The following is a 15,866-nucleotide window of genomic DNA, read 5'->3' as shown; positions in this document are numbered from 1 at the left end:
GACATCCCCTTGCCGGGCGGCAAGGGGATTTTTTTCGTCTTAACCGAAGCGCTGGTCGCGGCCGTGCGGCTCGTCCAGATCCTGCGCCGGCCCGATGGAAATGATGCCGTACGGGTTGATGGTGGCGTGGCTGCGGTAGTAGTGATTGCGAATGTGTGGCAGGCTGACCGTCTCGGCGATGCCCGGCATCTGGTAGATGTCGCGCAGGAAACCGTACAGGTTCAGGTAGTCGCTGATGCGGTGTTTGTCGCACTTGAAGTGGGTGACGTACACCGGATCGAAACGCACCAGCGTGGTCCACAGCCGCAGGTCGGCCTCGGTCAGCCGATCGCCGGTCAGATAGCGGTGCTGCCCCAGGATCTGCTCCAGGCGCTCCAGCGAGCTGAATACCCCGTGAACCGCTTCGTCATACGCTTCCTGGCTGGTGGCGAAACCGGCCTTGTACACGCCGTTGTTCACCCGATCGTAAATCCAACCGTTCAGCTCATCGATCTTGCCGCGCAGCTCGGCCGGGTAGTAATCGCCCGCGCGGGCGCCCACGCCGTCAAATGCGCTGTTGAACATGCGAATGATGTCGGCGGATTCGTTGCTGACGATGGTTTGCCGCTGTTTATCCCACAGCACCGGCACGGTCACGCGCCCGCTGTAGTGCGGGTCGGCACGCAGGTAGATCTGGTACAGGAAGTCGGCGTGATACAGCGGATCGCCGGTGGTCTCAGGAAAATCCTGGCCAAAGGTCCAGCCGTTTTCCAGCATCAGCGGGTGCACCACGGAAACTGGAATGATCTGCTCCAGCCCTTTCAATTTGCGCATCAGCAGCGTGCGGTGCGCCCAGGGGCAGGCGAGAGAAACGTACAGGTGATAACGGCCCGCTTCGGCCTGGAAGCCGCCCGCGCCGTGTTCGCCCGGCTGACCGTCGGCGGTCACCCAATTGCGAAACTGAGCGGTTGAACGTTTGAAACGGCCGCCGGTAGATTTCGTGTCATACCAGATGTCTTGCCAAACGCCATCGACGAGTTGTCCCATGGGAATCTCCTTGGTGTCCGAGTGAAAAACGACAGGGCCCGGCATGCCGGGCCCTGAATGACAGTTTAGATTACCATTTCTTGTTCAGAATACGGTCGATGCTGAAGCCGCCTGGGCCTGCGACTGCCAACACGATGAAGCCGCCGGCGATGGTCAGGTTTTTCATGAACATCAGCTGGTTTACGCCTTCTGCAAAGTCAGTGTGGAACAGCAGCGCGGTCAGGATGGTGAAACCGGCGGTGAACAGCGCCACGGTGCGGGTCAGGAAACCGAACAGGATCGCCAGGCCGCCGCCAAATTCCAGCAGGATGGTCAGCGGCAGCAAGAAGCCAGGCACGCCCATCGATTGCATGTATTGTTGGGTACCGGCGTAGGCGTCACCCATTTTGCCGTAGCCTGCCACGATGAACAGGATTGGCATCAGAATACGAGCAACCAGCAAACCTGTATCTTCTAATTTTTTCATCATCAACTCCAAAAGTGTTTTTGTGCGCCTGTTCGGCGGTAGTCATATCAGCGGGCGGCGTAGCGGGTCTTTGACCCTGTCCGGTCCGTATCGTATTGATGGAGTGAATGTTAAGCGGGAAGTGCTCAGGTTGTTAGCAAGTAAAACTGTCGTAATTTTTCAAAAAATCTGAATCTTTAGCGTGCTAATAAATTGCCGTTGGTCAGCAGGTTGCCCGGCCCCGGGATTAGGCATGCTGTTTCAGGGGGAAAAATGGGGGCAGAGCAACAGGAGGTTTGAAGGAAAAACGCGGCGGCTTACTTGGTAGAGAACGTCTTCTTAAACAGACGGATAGCGCTCCAGGCGCCGAAAGCGCGGCGCGACCAGCGGATCATCTTGCTGGGATGGCGGATGCCGTACAGCGCCATGATGCTGGAACCGAGCACCAGATAGCGGCGCAGGCCAAACACCGTTTGCCAGCCGCGGTCGATGCGTTCGGTCTTTTCCAGCCACAGAGACTTGTGTTCGGCCAGATCCAGACGCTGTTGCTGGATCTGCCGAATCAGCCTCTCTTTCTTCCATTCCAGGTAGCGGCGGCGGCTCATGGTTCGCGCTCCAGCTCGGCGCGGTCCAGCTCCAGCTGCTTGCGCGTGGCGCCCAGCAGCGTGGTGCGACGGGCCTTGACCAGCGTCCAGATGGTGCCGACCACGGCCAGGAACAGCAGCACGCCGGTCGTGGCACCCAGCGCCACCAGCCGGTAGACCGGATCGATGGCCCAGAAGATCAGGATCAGCAGGCTCATCAAACCGAAGGCGGTGAACAGCAGCGTCATACCGGCCATGATCAGCAGCTGAATGAGGTTGGCTTTCTCCTCTTCCAGCTCGACGACCGCCAACCGGACACGGGTTTCCACCATGCCGACCAGGATCGTGATGATGCGCTGACCGATATCCAGGACCCCTTTGGCGGGGCCCTGCGCGCGCACTTGCGGTTGTTCAGCCATGATTAGCGACGCGCGAGCAGCACGCCCAGCACCACGCCGACCGCCGCGCCGATACCGATGCCGGTCCACGGGTTGTCGCGCACGTAGTCGTCGGCCTGGCCGGCGATCTGTTTGGTTTGCGAAGCCAGCTTGTCACCGGCGTCGCTCAGGCGAGCGCGGGTCTCTTTCAGCGCGCCTTCCGCTTTCGAACGCAGCTTCTCCAGCTCGGCTTTCGGCTTGTCGGTGGAGGAGTTCAGCACTTCCTCCAGCGTATCGGCTAAGGACTTCAGTTCAGCGCGTAAGTTTTCTGCATTTGAATCATGTGCCATGTGATTATTCCTTAACGTTTATTTCGACAGACTTTTAACATAGCGGATTTTTTCGCCGGAGCAAAGGGGTGATGACTAGCAGATAACACCAGACATCACTTTCATATGCTTAAGAAATCCCGCGTGATGGGGCTCTCATCGATAAATCCGCTGGTGTAAAAAAATTATTCCGCCTGGGCGCGTTTCAACTCAGCCTGCGCTTCCGCCAGCTTTTGCTGCTTCTTGGCGACCTTGTCCAGCTTGCCGGTTTGCTGCGCTTCTTTCAGCTCTTCCCGGCGTTCGTCAACCTTGCGCTGTTTCTCCGCGATATCTTTCTGGCGTTCGGCCTGCAGGCCGGCTTCGGTGCAGTGGGTCTGCACTTCGCTCAGCGCCTTTTTCAGCCCGTCCACGCGGTGGGTGTTGCCGTGCTGGGTGGCGTAGTCGATTTGTTGTTGGATGCTTTGCGCTTTGGCGGCGCAGCCGCCCTCTGCGGCCGAAGCGAGTGCTGGCAGCGCGCAGAGTGGCAGCAGCAGTAACAGTGAATGGCGTAATTTCATCTTTCAGTTCCTTTTCATGGGATGCCTGCACAGGCATCCGCTTTCCTGACTGCCTAAGACGGCAGCGCGAGAGGAGGGCGTTCATCGCCGGCTGAAGTTACCCTTCAGCATAGTCATGAAACCGGCGTGCCCCCAAAGAATCAGCCGCGGCCTGGTGTCGACTGACTGATTTTTGAGCTAAACGGTGCGAATGAAAATGAAGATAGCGGCAGCGAAAGGAAACCCCTTCATCTGAAGGGGGATTATCCCAGATTGAGTGGGGAACGCGCAAATTCGTGCACCCAATGCGACGGCACCGGGGACTCGCTCAATGCGATGTGGTAACCGGGCGGCAGGATGGTTTGCAACGCTTCGCGCGCCAGCAATTGCTGCTCCGGCGAATCCAGGCGAATGACCAGGCCATCGCCTTCCGGCGTGATGCTCTTGATGCGGATGCCGCGCTCATCGAGGCGCTGGTAGACATAAAATCCGTCGGGCAGCGACAGCCCCTGCTGGCTGGCGCGAATGCGCAGCTCGCTCTCGGTGCGCACCATGCAGGGCACCAACAGCGTCGCCAACGCCAGCAGGGCGAGCGCGATCATCAGGACGTATTGCCAGCGCGGGCGCTTTGCTGTCACGCCCCTTTCCCCGGGTTCTGGCCGCTGGCGCGTTTCTTGCGCCACAGCACGATCAGCGAGCCGACCAGACCGACCACCAGCAACACCAGCGGCAACATCATCAGGCAGAACATCAGCTGATCTTCATACTTGCGGAACACCGGGGTTTTACCCAGCGCGAAGCCCAGCGTCGTCAGGATCAAGACCCACAGCAGGCCGCTCATCCAGTTGAAGAACTGGAAGCGCGCGTTGCTCAGGCCGGACAGCCCGGCGATGGTCGGCAGCAGGGTGCGCACGAAGGCCAGGAAGCGGCCCACCAGCAGGGCGGAAAGCCCGTGGCGGTGGAACAGGTTGTGCGCCCGCTGATGGTAGTGGGCCGGCAGGTGCGAAAGCCAGCCTTGCACCGTTCGCGTATTGCCGAGCCATCGGCCCTGTATGTAACTGACCCAGCACCCCAGGCTGGCGGCGACGGTCAGGATCACGACGGTCAGCGGGAAGCCCATGGTGCCTTTGGCGATCAGCACGCCGACCAGGATCAGCAGGCTGTCGCCCGGCAGGAAAGCGGCCGGCAGCAGGCCGTTTTCCAAAAACAGGATCATGAACAGCAGGATGTAGAGGGTCCACACCAACGAAGGGTTCGCCAGCGTCTCAAAATCCTGCTGCCACAAGGCATGTATCAGTTCTTTAATGATATCCATCCGGTGTTCCTAAAACGTCATTGTTTATTTTTATCTCAGCGGCGGAGCGGACGTGGGCTGAAAGCGCGCGGCGATCCTGATTGCTGATAACGATGAAACGGCGTTGCTTTAAAGTTTCTAAGCGGTGCGACACCGGTCATAGGTGGTAAGTCAGCGTGCCACGGTACTGCATGTTACTTTCTTTCCAGCCGGCTTGCCGACTCTGTTGCCTGGAGGCGTCCAGCATCCAGTCGACCTGGGCAAGCCGGTTGGGGGCCGGGGTGTCCTGGCGGGGGAAACGAATTCGGTAGCCCGGCTCTGCGGCCAAGGTATAGACCGGCGCCAGCAGGGAAAATGCGAGCAGCGAGCCGGGGAAAGAGTGCGCTCTGGGCAGCAGCAGCGGCAACTTGCCGGGGGCTTTGCGGCGCGCTTCGGCCGGCGCCCGATATACATGATCATAGGGGGAAAGCGCCGGCTCCGCCAGCAGCGGCAGGCTGCTCAGCGCGCTGGGGGGGGGCTTGGATGACGCCACGCAAAGCTGTTGGCCGGAGACCGAACCGGTCCAGCAGAAAAGAGCAATCAGCATGGCAAACAACCAGCGCATTTATTCGCGTTCCGCCCCCGCAGCAATGGGTAAAAAAGTGGGCTAACTCTACCAAAATAGCACGATTGGCAACAGGGAAATCTACGTTGCCAGCGGTGAAATAGTACACGGCAAACGGCGGTTACGGCATCGATTCAGCGGATTTTACATTACCTGACATAAGCCGACGGTTTTTGACCGCAGTGGCTATTTCGGCTCGTGGCTCACGCCATCCAGATGCACTACCGGATTCTCGGCGAACAGGTAGCGGTCGGCGTTGTATTCGAAATCGTCGCTGGTGGCGTTGAACAGCATCTGCTTGGTGTTTTCCAGATGTTGCCACATTGCCAGTTTGGCGGCGTAAGGGTCTTTGCGCATCAGCGCCTTGAGGATTTGATCGTGATCGTCGCACCAGCTGGCGATCGAGCGTTCGTCGATGTGTTCGTGCAGCTTTTTCCAGTAAGGGTTGTTGACCCGCTGCACCCACATTTTTTCCACGATGGTGGCCATGGCGGTGTTCTGAGTGGCCAGCGCCACCTGCACGTGGAACTTCAGATCCCACTGCGAGTCGCGGAAGCGATCCTCTTTGCGGGCGTGCTCCTGGATCTCCATCAGTTGCACGATATCCTGCTTGGTCACCTGGGTGGCGGCGAATTCGGCGATGTTGCTTTCGATCAGCTGGCGCGCCTGCAGCAGCTCAAACGGGCCGGCGGTGGCGAACTCGATGCTGTCGCCCGGCACCACCAGGTGCTTTTGCTGGTTGGAGACCACGTGGATCCCGGATCCTTTGCGCACGTCCACATAGCCTTCCACTTCCAGCATGATGATCGCTTCGCGCACCACGGTGCGGCTGACATTCATCTCTTCGGCGATGTATCGCTCGGCCGGCAGTTTGTCGCCCACCGGGTAGCGGCCGCTTTCGATACGGTGCTTAAGCTCGGCGGCCAGTTGCTGATACAGGCGTCTGGTTTCAGTGAATTCCATAGTGAATGCTCTATACGGTGCGGTGGGAAGGGGCGCGTAGCCATTGGATTTGTTATACCACTTATTCGGCACTGCTGCCAGAGGGGTAAGGGGCCCGGCGCGGCGGCCGGGCGGTGGGATCAGCTGCGCGCCGGGGTCGGCTGCAGCGCGGTTGACTGCGGTTCGGCGGCCGGACGGTTTTGCAGCACCGTCCAGATGACGATCGCGCCGAGAATGTCGAATACCGACAGCGCCGCGAACAGCGGGCTGAAGCCGAGCGTATCCGCCAGCGCGCCGACCACCAGGGCGAACAGTGTGCTGGCGGTCCAGGCCGCCATGCCGGTCAGGCCGTTGGCGGTCGCTACCTCATTGCGGCCGAATACGTCGGAAGAGAGGGTGATCAGCGCCCCGGACAACGCCTGATGGGCGAAGCCGCCGACGCACAGCAGCGCGATGGCGGCGTAAGGGCTGGTGAACAGGCCGATCATGCCGGGGCCGATCATCAACACCGCTCCCATCGTCACCACCAGCTTGCGCGAGACGATCAGATTGACCTTGAAATACTTCTGGAACAGCGGCGGCAGGTAGCCGCCGACGATGCAGCCGAGATCGGCGAACAGCATCGGCATCCAGGCGAACATGGCGATCTCTTTCAAATTAAAGCCGTAGGCCTTGAACATGAACAGCGGGATCCAGGCGTTGAAGGTGCCCCAGGCCGGCTCCGCCAGAAAGCGCGGCAGCGCGATGCCCCAGAACTGGCGGTTGCGCACGATCTGCCAGGCCGACATCTTTTTGGCGTGGGTGGTCTGGTGTTGCGCTTCCTGGCCTTCGAGGATGTAACTGCGCTCTTCCTGACTCAGTTTCTTCTGATCTTTCGGATGTTTGTAGAACAGCAGCCAACAGATGGCCCAGATCAGGCTCAGCACGCCGGTGATGATGAACGCCATTTCCCAGCTGTGCGCCACGATGGCCCAGACCACCAGCGGCGGGGCGATCATGCCGCCGATCGACGACCCCACGTTGAAATAGCCGACGGCGATCGAACGTTCTTTGGCCGGAAACCACTCGCTGCTGGCCTTCAGCCCGGCGGGGATCATCGCCGCTTCGGCCATGCCGACCGCGCCGCGCGCCAGCGCCAGGCCGCCCCAGCTGTTGGCCAACGCGGTGCCCATGCAGAACAGCGCCCACAGAATGGCGAACATGGCGTAGCCGATTTTGGTGCCCAGTACGTCCAGCACATAGCCCGCCACCGGCTGCATCACGGTGTAGCAGGCGGAATAGGCGGCGACGATATAGGAATACTGTTGGGTGGTGATGTGCAGCGTATCTTCCAGCGTTGGCGCCGCGACGGCGATGGCGTTGCGGGTCAGGTAGCCCAGCACGGTGCCGATGGTCACCAGTCCGATCATGTACCAGCGTAACCCTTTAATTTTACGCATCCGAAAAGTCTCCCCGTTTGAAGGTGTGGCCGGCGATGCGGCTGGCGAGACAATAACCTGTCATACAGGTTTAAAAGTTGAGTGATATCACAAAAGGAATTATTCGCCTGAGCGATACTGTTGCCGGTGAAATAGTGCATTTATGCCGCACATTTGCCGTAAAACTGAGCGAAAAAGGGATTGAAGGACAGCAAAACGGCAAATGGCGGGAAAAATTTGCTGGACGCTCATTAAAATTGGTGTGATAACTTTTGCGATTCGATTCCCGTGCCGCACGGCAAGTAAGGAGCCCGAAATGGCGACGTTTTTGAGCGAAGATTTCCTGCTGGACAGCGAGTTTGCCCGGCGCTTGTATCACGACTATGCGGCGCCGCAGCCGATTTTCGATTATCACTGCCATTTGCCGCCGCAGCAGATCGCGGAGAACACCCGCTTCAGCAACCTGTACGATATTTGGCTGCGGGGCGATCACTACAAATGGCGGGCGATGCGCACCAACGGCGTAGCGGAGCGGCTGTGCACCGGCGATGCGGGCGATCGCGAGAAGTTCGACGCCTGGGCCGCCACGGTGCCGCATACCATCGGCAATCCGCTCTATCACTGGACGCATCTGGAGCTGCGCCGGCCGTTCGGCATCACCGGCACGCTGCTGTCGCCGGCCACGGCGGACGAGATCTGGCAGCGCGGCAATGCGCTGCTGGCGCAGGATGAGTTTCGCGCGCGCGGCATCATGCGCCAGATGAACGTGAGAATGGTCGGCACCACCGACGATCCTATCGACGATCTGCGCCATCATCGGGCGATCGCCGACGATCGCAGCTTCGAGATCAAAGTGCTGCCTAGCTGGCGGCCGGACAAGGCTTTCACTATCGATGCACCGGGCTTCAACGACTATCTGCGGCAGCTGGAGGCGGCGGCTGACACTGCCATCGGCCGCTTCAGCACGCTGTGCGACGCCCTGTACCAGCGCATGGATCACTTTGCCGCCCACGGTTGCAAGGTGGCCGACCATGCGCTGGACGTGGTGGTGTTCGGCGAGGCCGATGAAGCGACGCTGGATGCGATCCTGCTGCGCCGCCTGAACGGCGAGCTGCCGACGCCGGAACAGAGCGCCCAGTTCAAAAGCGCGGTGCTGCTGTTTCTGGCCGGCGAGTACCGGCGCCGTGGTTGGGTGCAGCAGTATCACATCGGCGCGCTGCGCAATAACAACAGCCGTATGCTGGCCGCCGTTGGCCCGGATATCGGTTTCGATTCGATCAACGACCGGCCGTTGGCGGAACCGCTGTCGCGGCTGCTGGATGCCCAGGCGCGGCAGGGCGGCCTGCCGAAAACCATTCTCTACTGCCTCAACCCGCGCGATAACGAAGTGATCGGCACCATGGTCGGCAACTTCCAGGGGGAAGGCACGCCCGGCAAGATGCAATTCGGCTCCGGCTGGTGGTTCAACGATCAAAAGGACGGCATGCAACGGCAGATGACGCAGCTGGCGCAGCTCGGGCTGCTGAGCCGTTTCGTCGGCATGTTGACCGACAGCCGCAGCTTCCTGTCGTACACGCGCCATGAATACTTCCGTCGCATCCTTTGCCAGATGATCGGCCGCTGGGTGACGGATGGCGAAGCGCCGGCGGACATCGCGCTGCTGGGCGAGATGGTGCAAAACATCTGCTTCGACAACGCCAAAAACTATTTCGCCATTGAACTGGCGTAGCCGTTATCCGGGACCGGTTTATGCAAAGTACGATAAAGATTCATGAGCAGGATAACGTAGCGGTGGCGCTGCGCGACCTGGCCGCTGGAGAAACGGTTGAGCTGGAAGCGGAGAGCGTTCGATTGGCGCAGCCGGTGGCGCGCGGGCACAAGTTTGCGCTCGGCCCGATCGCCGAGGGTGAGGACATCATCAAATATGGTCAGCCGATCGGCCATGCGCTCGCGGCCATCGCGCCAGGGGAGCATATTCATTCGCAAAACGCCAAAACCAACCTGAGCGATCTGGACAGCTACCGTTACCAGCCGCAGTTCCCGGCGCTGCCGCCGCAGGCGGCGGATCGCGAGGTGCAGCTGTATCGCCGGGCCGGCGGCGAAGTGGGGATCCGCAACGAGCTGTGGATCGTGCCCACCGTCGGCTGCGTCAACGGCATCGCCCGCCAGATCCAGCAGCGCTTTTTACAGCAAACTCAGGCGGACGGGATCGACGGCGTGCATCTGTTCAGCCATCCGTTCGGCTGCTCGCAGTTGGGGCAAGATCATGCCAATACCCGCATCATGCTGCAAAACATGGTCCGCCATCCCAATGCCGGCGCGGTGCTGGTGATCGGGCTGGGCTGTGAGAACAATCAGGTGGAGGCCTTTCGCGCCACCTTGGGGATAGAGGACGATCGGCGGCTGCGCTTTATGGTGTGCCAGCAGCAGGACGACGAGGTGGAGGCCGGACTGGCGCTGCTGCACGAGCTGTATCGGGAGATGCGCCACGATAGACGCGAACCAGGCCACTTGAGCGAGCTGAGGTTTGGCCTGGAGTGCGGCGGTTCGGACGGGCTGTCGGGCATTACCGCCAACCCGCTGCTGGGGCGCTTTTCCGACTATGCGATCGCCAACGGCGGCACCACGGTGCTGACCGAAGTGCCGGAGATGTTTGGCGCCGAGCGCATTCTGATGAGCCGCTGTCGCGATTGGGAAACCTTCGGCAAGACCGTCGACATGATCAACGACTTTAAACGCTATTTCATCGCCCACCAGCAGCCTATTTATGAGAATCCGTCGCCGGGCAACAAGGCCGGCGGCATCACCACGCTGGAGGAAAAATCGCTCGGCTGCACCCAAAAGGCGGGCCTGAGCCAGGTGGTGGACGTGCTGAAATACGGCGAGCGGCTGCGCGTGCCGGGGCTGAACCTGCTCAGCGCGCCGGGCAACGATGCGGTGGCGACCAGCGCGCTGGCCGGCGCCGGCTGCCATATGGTGCTGTTCAGCACCGGACGCGGCACGCCGTACGGCGGCTTTGTACCGACGGTGAAGCTGGCCACCAACAGCGAGCTGGCGGCGAAGAAACCGCACTGGATCGATTTCGACGCCGGCGGCTTGATTCACGGGGTAACCATGGACGAGCTGCTCAGCCGCTTCGTCGATCTGATTGTCGAGATCGCCAACGGCCGCCCGGCGCGCAATGAAGCCAACGATTTCCGCGAGCTGGCGATATTTAAAAGCGGGGTGACGCTGTAAGACTGACAAAAAAGGCGCTCGAAAGAGCGCCTTTTCTATGAAGCCAGGTGGGATTAACGCACCTTCAGCGGATCTTCATTCGCCAGCCGTTGGTCTTCCGCCTGGCAGGCGGCGGCGGTGAACAGCACGTCGGTGGAGGAGTTGAGGGCGGTTTCCGCCGAATCTTGCAGCACGCCGATGATAAAGCCGACCGCTACCACCTGCATCGCCACGTCGTTCGGAATGCCGAACATATTGCACGCCAGCGGGATCAGCAGCAGCGAGCCGCCCGCTACGCCGGAGGCGCCGCAGGCGCACAGCGCCGCCACCACGCTCAGCAGCAGGGCGGTCGGTACGTCCACCGCGATGCCCAGCGTGTTCACCGCCGCCAGTGTCAGCACGGTGATGGTGATCGCCGCGCCGGCCATGTTGATGGTTGCGCCCAGCGGAATGGAAACCGAGTAGGTGTCTTCATTCAGGTTCAGCTTCTTGCACAGCTCCATGTTCACCGGGATATTGGCGGCCGAGCTGCGGGTGAAGAAGGCGGTCACGCCACTCTCGCGCAGGCAGGCGAACACCAGCGGGTATGGGTTGCGGCGGATCTTCCAGTAAACGATCAGCGGGTTGAGCACCAGCGCCACCAGCAGCATGCAGCCGAGCAGCACCATCAGCAGCTGGGCATAGCCCCACAGCACGCCGAAGCCGGTTTCCGCCAGCGTGGAAGCCACCAGGCCGAAGATGCCGAGCGGCGCACAGCGAATGACCGCACGCACCACCAGCGTAACCGCATGGGACATGTCGTTGATCAGGTTTTTGGTGGTTTCGGAGGCGTGGCGCAGCGCCAGCCCCAGCCCGACGGCCCAGGCCAGAATGCCGATGTAGTTGGCGTTAATCAGCGCATGGAACGGGTTGGCCACCACGCTCATCAACAGGCCCTTCATGACGTCCACGATGCCGCCTGGCGGGGTGATGTCCGTCGCCCCGGTGGTCAGCGCCAGCGTGGAAGGGAAGATAAAGCTGACGACCACCGCCACCAGCGCGGCGGCGAAGGTGCCCAGCAGGTAGAGAAACAGGATCGGACGAATATTGGTCTTCTGCCCCTGTTTATGATTGGCGATGGAGGCCATGACCAGAATCAGTACCAGCACCGGCGCCACCGCTTTCAGCGCGCCGACGAACAGGGAACCGAGCAGGCCGACCGCCGTTGCCGCCGCCGGCGATACCAGCGCCAGCAGAATGCCGGCCACCAGGCCGACCATGATTTGTTTGACCAGGCTGCCCTGTGTGATCCTTTGTAGTAGTTTTTGCATAGTGCTTCTCTTCCTGATGTTATCTGGCCGCCGCGGCGGGAACGACGCCGGGTAGCTTTATGTGATTCTGTAACTAAGTGTGTTTGCCGAATCAGTATTCAGCAATCGAATGATGTTGGAAAGAGGCGAGGGTGAAATTCTGAGCGCGGATCAACACTTGATAACATACTGGTTACATTTGTGTGATCGTAATAACGTTTGGCGTTTTGCGGGAATTGCCAAACAATCACGGGGCGACTAGCGCCCCGGATAACAGATTATGGTTATTTCTTCGCCAGACGATCGTTGCGGCGATTGACCCAGGCGTTGATCAGCAAGGTGAGCGCCAGGATGCCCGCCACCACGCCGAGCGACACGCCGATCGGGATGTGGAAGAAGTCGATAATCAGCATCTTGATGCCGATAAACACCAGGATCACCGACAGGCCGTATTTCAGCATCGAGAACCGCTCCGCCACGTTGGCCAGCAGGAAGTACATGGCGCGCAGACCCATGATGGCGAACAGGTTAGAGGTCAGCACGATGAACGGATCGGTAGTCACGGCGAAGATCGCCGGAATGCTGTCCACCGCGAAGATCACGTCGCTCAGCTCTACCAGGATCAGCACCAGCACCAGCGGGGTGGCGAACAGGATGCCGTTGCGGCGCACGAAGAAGCGCTCGCCTTCGAGGCTGTCGGTCATGCGCAGGCGGCTGCGCAGCCATTTTACCAGCGGCTTGTCGCCGATCGCCGAGTCATCTTCCTTCGCCAGCGCCATCTTGATGCCGGTGAACAGCAGGAAAGCGCCGAACAGATACAGCAGCCACTGGAACTGGCTGACCAGCCAGCTGCCGGCGAAGATCATGATGGTACGCAGCACGATCGCGCCCAACACGCCGTAGATCAGCACTCGCCGCTGCAGGTTGGCCGGCACGGAGAAGTAGCTGAACAGCATCAGCCAGACGAACACGTTATCCACCGCCAGTGCTTTTTCGATCAGGTAACCGGTCAGGAAGGCCAGCGCCTGGGTGTCGGCGACGGCGCGCCCGGCGGTTTCGTTCAGGTAGTACCAGAAACCGAAGTTGAACAGCAGGGAGAGGCTGACCCACACCAGCGACCAGCTGGCGGCCTGCTTCAGGGTCATGGTGTGCGCGCCTTTACGGCCCTGCAACAGGAGGTCGATTGCGAGCATCACGACTATGACGGCGGCGAAGCTGCCCCATAACCACGGTGTGCCAACGGTATTCATCATCAGAGGTATCCTTCAAAAACAAAAACGGCCAACGTCGGAAGACGCCAGCCGCTCTGTGAACGCTGCAAGCAAACCTCGCCTTCCGGCAAGGTCTCACTTACAACGTTGATGAAGGTGGTTACACCTTTGACATCAGGTTGCCCGGTAACCGGATGCTTGCGCATCGTAATGACGATTGACCGGCAATGAAGTTACTCCCCTTTGCAGAGCAGAAAGTAATGCAAAATATGTCGGCGGTCAACGTGAATCGCGTTAGCCGGCCAACGCTTTTTGCGCGCCGAGGCTGACGACGAATCCCTGCAGCAGCAGGCGGCTGAACGGCGTATCGCTAACCTGTTGTTGTTTCTGCTGATAGAGGGATTGCTGCTCGGGATGCAGCTCACCGAGCCACTGCAGATACTGGCTCATCACCGCGCCGTTGAATTCCGGGTGGAACTGAGTGGTCAGGGCATGATCGCCATAGCGCAGGATCTGGTGCGCATCCTGTTGCGAACGCGCCAGCGTCTGCGCGCCGGCGGGCGGCGCCAGCACGCTCTGCGAGTGGATAAGATTGGCCTTGAAGCGTGTCGGCAGCAGGGTGAGCCGCCGATCGTCGGCCGCGGCGGGCAGCAGCTCGATCTCCAGCGTGCCGACCTCCATGCCCTGCGGGTGGTAGCCCACTTCGCCGCCAAGCGCATAGGCCAGCAGTTGGTGACCATAACAAACACCGAACAGTGGCAGTTTGATCGCCATCGCCTGACGCAGCCACTCGGCGGCCTCTTCGCTCCACGGCAGCTGTTCGGTCACCATCGCCGGCGAACCGGTGATCACCACGCCGCAATAGGTGGCCGGCGGCAGTGGCCGCTCGCCGGCGGGCAGATGCACGATGTGCGCGCGTTCGGCATCGATATTGCCCTGTTGCAGGAACATGCCTTCGAAGTTGGCCAGTTCCTGACGAATGGCCTGCGGCGCATCGCCGGTTTGCATGACGAGCAGCGGTTTCATCTTATTCTCCGTCGGCGGGGAAGACGACGCCGGTCTGGCGGCGGATGTCGGTCAGCAGGCGGGCGACGATCAGCGAATGCTCCAGCCCTGGATGCTCGACCTGGTGCTTCTCAACCCGCTCGGCAAAGGCCAGCGCTTCATACAGCATGGTGTTGATGTGCTGCGTCTGGCTCAGATCCTGGCGGTTGCCGCCGCGCGGCGTCAGCGCCACGCCCTGGCACTCGGAAATCTTGTCGATAATCAGCGTGCCTTCTTCTCCCTGGATCTCGCTGGGGAGCGCCGAGTCGCTGACCTTGGAATGGGAAAGCGTAACGTCGAAATCGCCGTAGTTCAGGCAGACGGTGCCGTGGGCGTCCACGCCGGTATCCAGCAGCGTGGCGCTGGCGAGCACCGACTGCGGCGCGCCGAACAGCGCCACCGCGCTGGCCAGGCAGTAGTAGCCGATGTCCATGATGGAGCCATTGGAGAACTGCGGGTTAAAGGTGTTGGGGTTCTCGCCGGCCAGATAGCGCGGGTAGCGTGACGAGTATTGGCAGTAGTTGATGAAGACTTTGCGCAGCCGGCCGACTTTCGGCAACGCCTGCTGTAGCGCCAGGAAATTAGGCAGATAGGCGCTTTTGAACGCCTCGAACAGCACCACCTGATTTTCCCGCGCGCAGGCCACCAGCTGTTCCGCTTCGCGTTGGTTGGAAGCCAGCGGCTTCTCGCAGATCACGTGCTTCTTATGGCGCAGGAACAGCAGCGATTGCGGGCAGTGCAGGGAATTGGGGCTGGCGATATACACCGCGTCTATGACGTCGGACTGGGCCATTGCCTCCAGCGAGTCGAAAAACTGCGTGACCTGATAGTTGGCGCCAAACGCCTGCGCCTGTTCCAGCGAGCGTGAATACACGGCGCTCAGCTTGAGTTTGCCGCTTTCATGGGCGGCATCGATAAAACGTTCCGTAATCCAGTTGGTGCCGACGACGGCAAAGCGAATCATGGCGAGCTCCGGTCCAGGCCTAAAACCGCAGATTATCACGCCCCCACTCGCTATGCATACAGCTCGCCGAACAGCGAAAGGTGCGTCAGATACAGCCGGGTATCGAACTCCAGCTGGTGGTAATCCGGTTCCATGTGGCAGCACAGGCTGTAGAACGCCTTGTTGTGATCTTTCTCTTTCAGGTGCGCCAGCTCATGCACCACGATCATGCGCAGGAACGGCTCGGGCGCGACTTTGAACACCGTCGCCACGCGGATTTCTGCCTTGGCCTTCAGCTTGCCGCCTTGCACGCGCGAGATGGCGGTATGCAGGCCAAGCGCATGCTTCATGACGTGGATCTTGCTGTCGTAAGCCACCTTGCTCAGCGGCTGGGCGTTGCGCAGATACTGATTTTTCAGATCGACGGTAAACTGATACAGCGATTTGTCGGTGGTACAGTCGTGCACCTGCGGATAGCGCTGCAGCAGCACGTCACCCAGCCGGTTTTGATGGATCAGTTGTTGCACCTGGCTTTGCAGATGCGTTGGGTAGCCTTGCAGGTAGGTCAATTCAGACATTCTTGTTCCGTATCAACGGCCATTCAGCCG

At 60.4% G+C, this 15,866-nt stretch carries 19 protein-coding genes; 3 read left to right on the top strand and 16 right to left on the bottom strand.

Going from position 1 to position 15,866, the window contains the following annotated elements:
• Positions 1-39 precede the first annotated feature (39 nt).
• The 11 genes from AAIE04_RS05825 to AAIE04_RS05775 form a co-directional block, all read right to left on the bottom strand.
• Positions 40-1,026: a glutathione S-transferase family protein gene (locus AAIE04_RS05825; RefSeq protein WP_498576662.1), complete on the bottom strand. Its 987-nt coding sequence runs from the start codon at positions 1,024-1,026 to the stop codon at positions 40-42.
• Between the two features lie 70 nt (positions 1,027-1,096).
• Positions 1,097-1,492 carry a DoxX family protein gene (locus tag AAIE04_RS05820; RefSeq protein ID WP_025160115.1) on the bottom strand — a complete coding sequence of 132 codons (396 nt, stop codon included), beginning with the start codon at positions 1,490-1,492 and terminating at the stop codon, positions 1,097-1,099.
• Between the two features lie 296 nt (positions 1,493-1,788).
• Positions 1,789-2,076: a YqjK-like family protein gene (locus AAIE04_RS05815; protein WP_019453112.1), complete on the bottom strand. Its 288-nt coding sequence runs from the start codon at positions 2,074-2,076 to the stop codon at positions 1,789-1,791.
• Positions 2,073-2,474, bottom strand: a complete 402-nt coding sequence (locus AAIE04_RS05810) for a phage holin family protein (RefSeq protein WP_015379160.1) — start codon at positions 2,472-2,474, stop codon at positions 2,073-2,075. Before AAIE04_RS05810 ends, AAIE04_RS05815 begins: the two co-directional genes overlap by 4 nt.
• A 2-nt stretch (positions 2,475-2,476) precedes the next feature.
• Entirely contained in the window at positions 2,477-2,782 is a 306-nt protein-coding gene (locus AAIE04_RS05805; protein ID WP_004937125.1) for an ElaB/YgaM/YqjD family protein, read from the bottom strand.
• A gap of 164 nt (positions 2,783-2,946) precedes the next feature.
• On the bottom strand, positions 2,947-3,318 hold the full coding sequence (locus AAIE04_RS05800) for a DUF1090 domain-containing protein (protein ID WP_498576661.1): 372 nt from the start codon (positions 3,316-3,318) through the stop codon (positions 2,947-2,949).
• 242 nt (positions 3,319-3,560) lie between these two features.
• Positions 3,561-3,935 carry an EnvZ/OmpR regulon moderator MzrA gene (gene mzrA, locus AAIE04_RS05795; RefSeq protein ID WP_498576660.1) on the bottom strand — a complete coding sequence of 125 codons (375 nt, stop codon included), beginning with the start codon at positions 3,933-3,935 and terminating at the stop codon, positions 3,561-3,563.
• A complete protein-coding gene (locus AAIE04_RS05790; protein ID WP_063918708.1) occupies positions 3,932-4,612 on the bottom strand; it encodes a DedA family protein in 681 nt (226 codons plus the stop codon). Before AAIE04_RS05790 ends, mzrA begins: the two co-directional genes overlap by 4 nt.
• Positions 4,613-4,748: 136 nt before the next feature.
• Positions 4,749-5,195 (bottom strand): hypothetical protein, encoded by a 447-nt coding sequence (locus AAIE04_RS05785; RefSeq protein ID WP_498576659.1) that lies wholly within the window; start codon positions 5,193-5,195, stop codon positions 4,749-4,751.
• A 186-nt stretch (positions 5,196-5,381) separates the two neighbouring features.
• Positions 5,382-6,158: a transcriptional regulator ExuR gene (gene exuR / locus AAIE04_RS05780; protein WP_019453108.1), complete on the bottom strand. Its 777-nt coding sequence runs from the start codon at positions 6,156-6,158 to the stop codon at positions 5,382-5,384.
• A 119-nt stretch (positions 6,159-6,277) separates the two neighbouring features.
• The gene (locus tag AAIE04_RS05775) at positions 6,278-7,576 is read right to left on the bottom strand and encodes an MFS transporter (RefSeq protein ID WP_063918710.1); all 1,299 of its coding nucleotides are present in this window, start codon (positions 7,574-7,576) and stop codon (positions 6,278-6,280) included.
• Between the two features lie 77 nt (positions 7,577-7,653).
• Here AAIE04_RS05775 and AAIE04_RS05770 point away from each other — a divergent pair, with 77 nt between their 5' ends.
• Genes AAIE04_RS05770 through AAIE04_RS05760 form a run of 3 tightly spaced genes read left to right on the top strand, consistent with a single transcriptional unit; the run spans position 7,654 to position 10,792 of the window.
• On the top strand, positions 7,654-7,821 hold the full coding sequence (locus AAIE04_RS05770; protein WP_498576658.1) for a hypothetical protein: 168 nt from the start codon (positions 7,654-7,656) through the stop codon (positions 7,819-7,821).
• Positions 7,822-7,871: 50 nt separating this feature from the next.
• On the top strand, positions 7,872-9,284 hold the full coding sequence (uxaC, locus tag AAIE04_RS05765; RefSeq protein WP_154747288.1) for a glucuronate isomerase: 1,413 nt from the start codon (positions 7,872-7,874) through the stop codon (positions 9,282-9,284).
• Between the two features lie 20 nt (positions 9,285-9,304).
• A complete protein-coding gene (locus tag AAIE04_RS05760) occupies positions 9,305-10,792 on the top strand; it encodes a UxaA family hydrolase (protein WP_019453105.1) in 1,488 nt (495 codons plus the stop codon).
• Between the two features lie 53 nt (positions 10,793-10,845).
• Here AAIE04_RS05760 and sstT read toward each other — a convergent pair whose 3' ends face one another.
• The 5 genes from sstT to AAIE04_RS05735 all read right to left on the bottom strand — a co-directional run bounded on the left by sstT (position 10,846) and on the right by AAIE04_RS05735 (position 15,836).
• A complete protein-coding gene (gene sstT, locus AAIE04_RS05755) occupies positions 10,846-12,081 on the bottom strand; it encodes a serine/threonine transporter SstT (protein ID WP_063918713.1) in 1,236 nt (411 codons plus the stop codon).
• A 263-nt stretch (positions 12,082-12,344) separates the two neighbouring features.
• A complete protein-coding gene (locus tag AAIE04_RS05750; RefSeq protein ID WP_019453103.1) occupies positions 12,345-13,313 on the bottom strand; it encodes a TerC family protein in 969 nt (322 codons plus the stop codon).
• 252 nt (positions 13,314-13,565) lie between these two features.
• Positions 13,566-14,297, bottom strand: coding sequence for a glutamine amidotransferase (locus tag AAIE04_RS05745; protein WP_498576657.1), 732 nt, complete (start codon positions 14,295-14,297; stop codon positions 13,566-13,568).
• 1 nt (position 14,298) lies between these two features.
• Entirely contained in the window at positions 14,299-15,279 is a 981-nt protein-coding gene (locus AAIE04_RS05740; RefSeq protein ID WP_019453101.1) for a Gfo/Idh/MocA family protein, read from the bottom strand.
• Between the two features lie 50 nt (positions 15,280-15,329).
• A complete protein-coding gene (locus AAIE04_RS05735) occupies positions 15,330-15,836 on the bottom strand; it encodes a M48 metallopeptidase family protein (protein ID WP_004937154.1) in 507 nt (168 codons plus the stop codon).
• Positions 15,837-15,866: the final 30 nt, after the last annotated feature.

The sequence above is a fragment of the Serratia sp. Ae19-1 genome (assembly GCF_059801225.1).
Note: the sequence above shows the minus strand (reverse complement) of the source record. Positions and strands in the feature narration are given on the sequence as shown.

What these genes read in the sequence shown, in the direction of transcription:
- AAIE04_RS05745 (WP_498576657.1), bottom strand. Translation starts at nt 14,297, where the DNA reads ATGAAACCGCTGCTCGTCATGCAAACCGGCGATGCGCCGCAGGCCATT.
- AAIE04_RS05740 (WP_019453101.1), bottom strand. Translation starts at nt 15,279, where the DNA reads ATGATTCGCTTTGCCGTCGTCGGCACCAACTGGATTACGGAACGTTTT.
- AAIE04_RS05800 (WP_498576661.1), bottom strand. Translation starts at nt 3,318, where the DNA reads ATGAAATTACGCCATTCACTGTTACTGCTGCTGCCACTCTGCGCGCTG.
- AAIE04_RS05815 (WP_019453112.1), bottom strand. Translation starts at nt 2,076, where the DNA reads ATGAGCCGCCGCCGCTACCTGGAATGGAAGAAAGAGAGGCTGATTCGG.
- AAIE04_RS05775 (WP_063918710.1), bottom strand. Translation starts at nt 7,576, where the DNA reads ATGCGTAAAATTAAAGGGTTACGCTGGTACATGATCGGACTGGTGACC.
- AAIE04_RS05805 (WP_004937125.1), bottom strand. Translation starts at nt 2,782, where the DNA reads ATGGCACATGATTCAAATGCAGAAAACTTACGCGCTGAACTGAAGTCC.
- uxaC (WP_154747288.1), top strand. Translation starts at nt 7,872, where the DNA reads ATGGCGACGTTTTTGAGCGAAGATTTCCTGCTGGACAGCGAGTTTGCC.
- AAIE04_RS05760 (WP_019453105.1), top strand. Translation starts at nt 9,305, where the DNA reads ATGCAAAGTACGATAAAGATTCATGAGCAGGATAACGTAGCGGTGGCG.
- AAIE04_RS05750 (WP_019453103.1), bottom strand. Translation starts at nt 13,313, where the DNA reads ATGATGAATACCGTTGGCACACCGTGGTTATGGGGCAGCTTCGCCGCC.
- exuR (WP_019453108.1), bottom strand. Translation starts at nt 6,158, where the DNA reads ATGGAATTCACTGAAACCAGACGCCTGTATCAGCAACTGGCCGCCGAG.
- AAIE04_RS05785 (WP_498576659.1), bottom strand. Translation starts at nt 5,195, where the DNA reads ATGCGCTGGTTGTTTGCCATGCTGATTGCTCTTTTCTGCTGGACCGGT.
- AAIE04_RS05820 (WP_025160115.1), bottom strand. Translation starts at nt 1,492, where the DNA reads ATGAAAAAATTAGAAGATACAGGTTTGCTGGTTGCTCGTATTCTGATG.
- AAIE04_RS05790 (WP_063918708.1), bottom strand. Translation starts at nt 4,612, where the DNA reads ATGGATATCATTAAAGAACTGATACATGCCTTGTGGCAGCAGGATTTT.
- AAIE04_RS05735 (WP_004937154.1), bottom strand. Translation starts at nt 15,836, where the DNA reads ATGTCTGAATTGACCTACCTGCAAGGCTACCCAACGCATCTGCAAAGC.
- AAIE04_RS05825 (WP_498576662.1), bottom strand. Translation starts at nt 1,026, where the DNA reads ATGGGACAACTCGTCGATGGCGTTTGGCAAGACATCTGGTATGACACG.
- sstT (WP_063918713.1), bottom strand. Translation starts at nt 12,081, where the DNA reads ATGCAAAAACTACTACAAAGGATCACACAGGGCAGCCTGGTCAAACAA.
- AAIE04_RS05810 (WP_015379160.1), bottom strand. Translation starts at nt 2,474, where the DNA reads ATGGCTGAACAACCGCAAGTGCGCGCGCAGGGCCCCGCCAAAGGGGTC.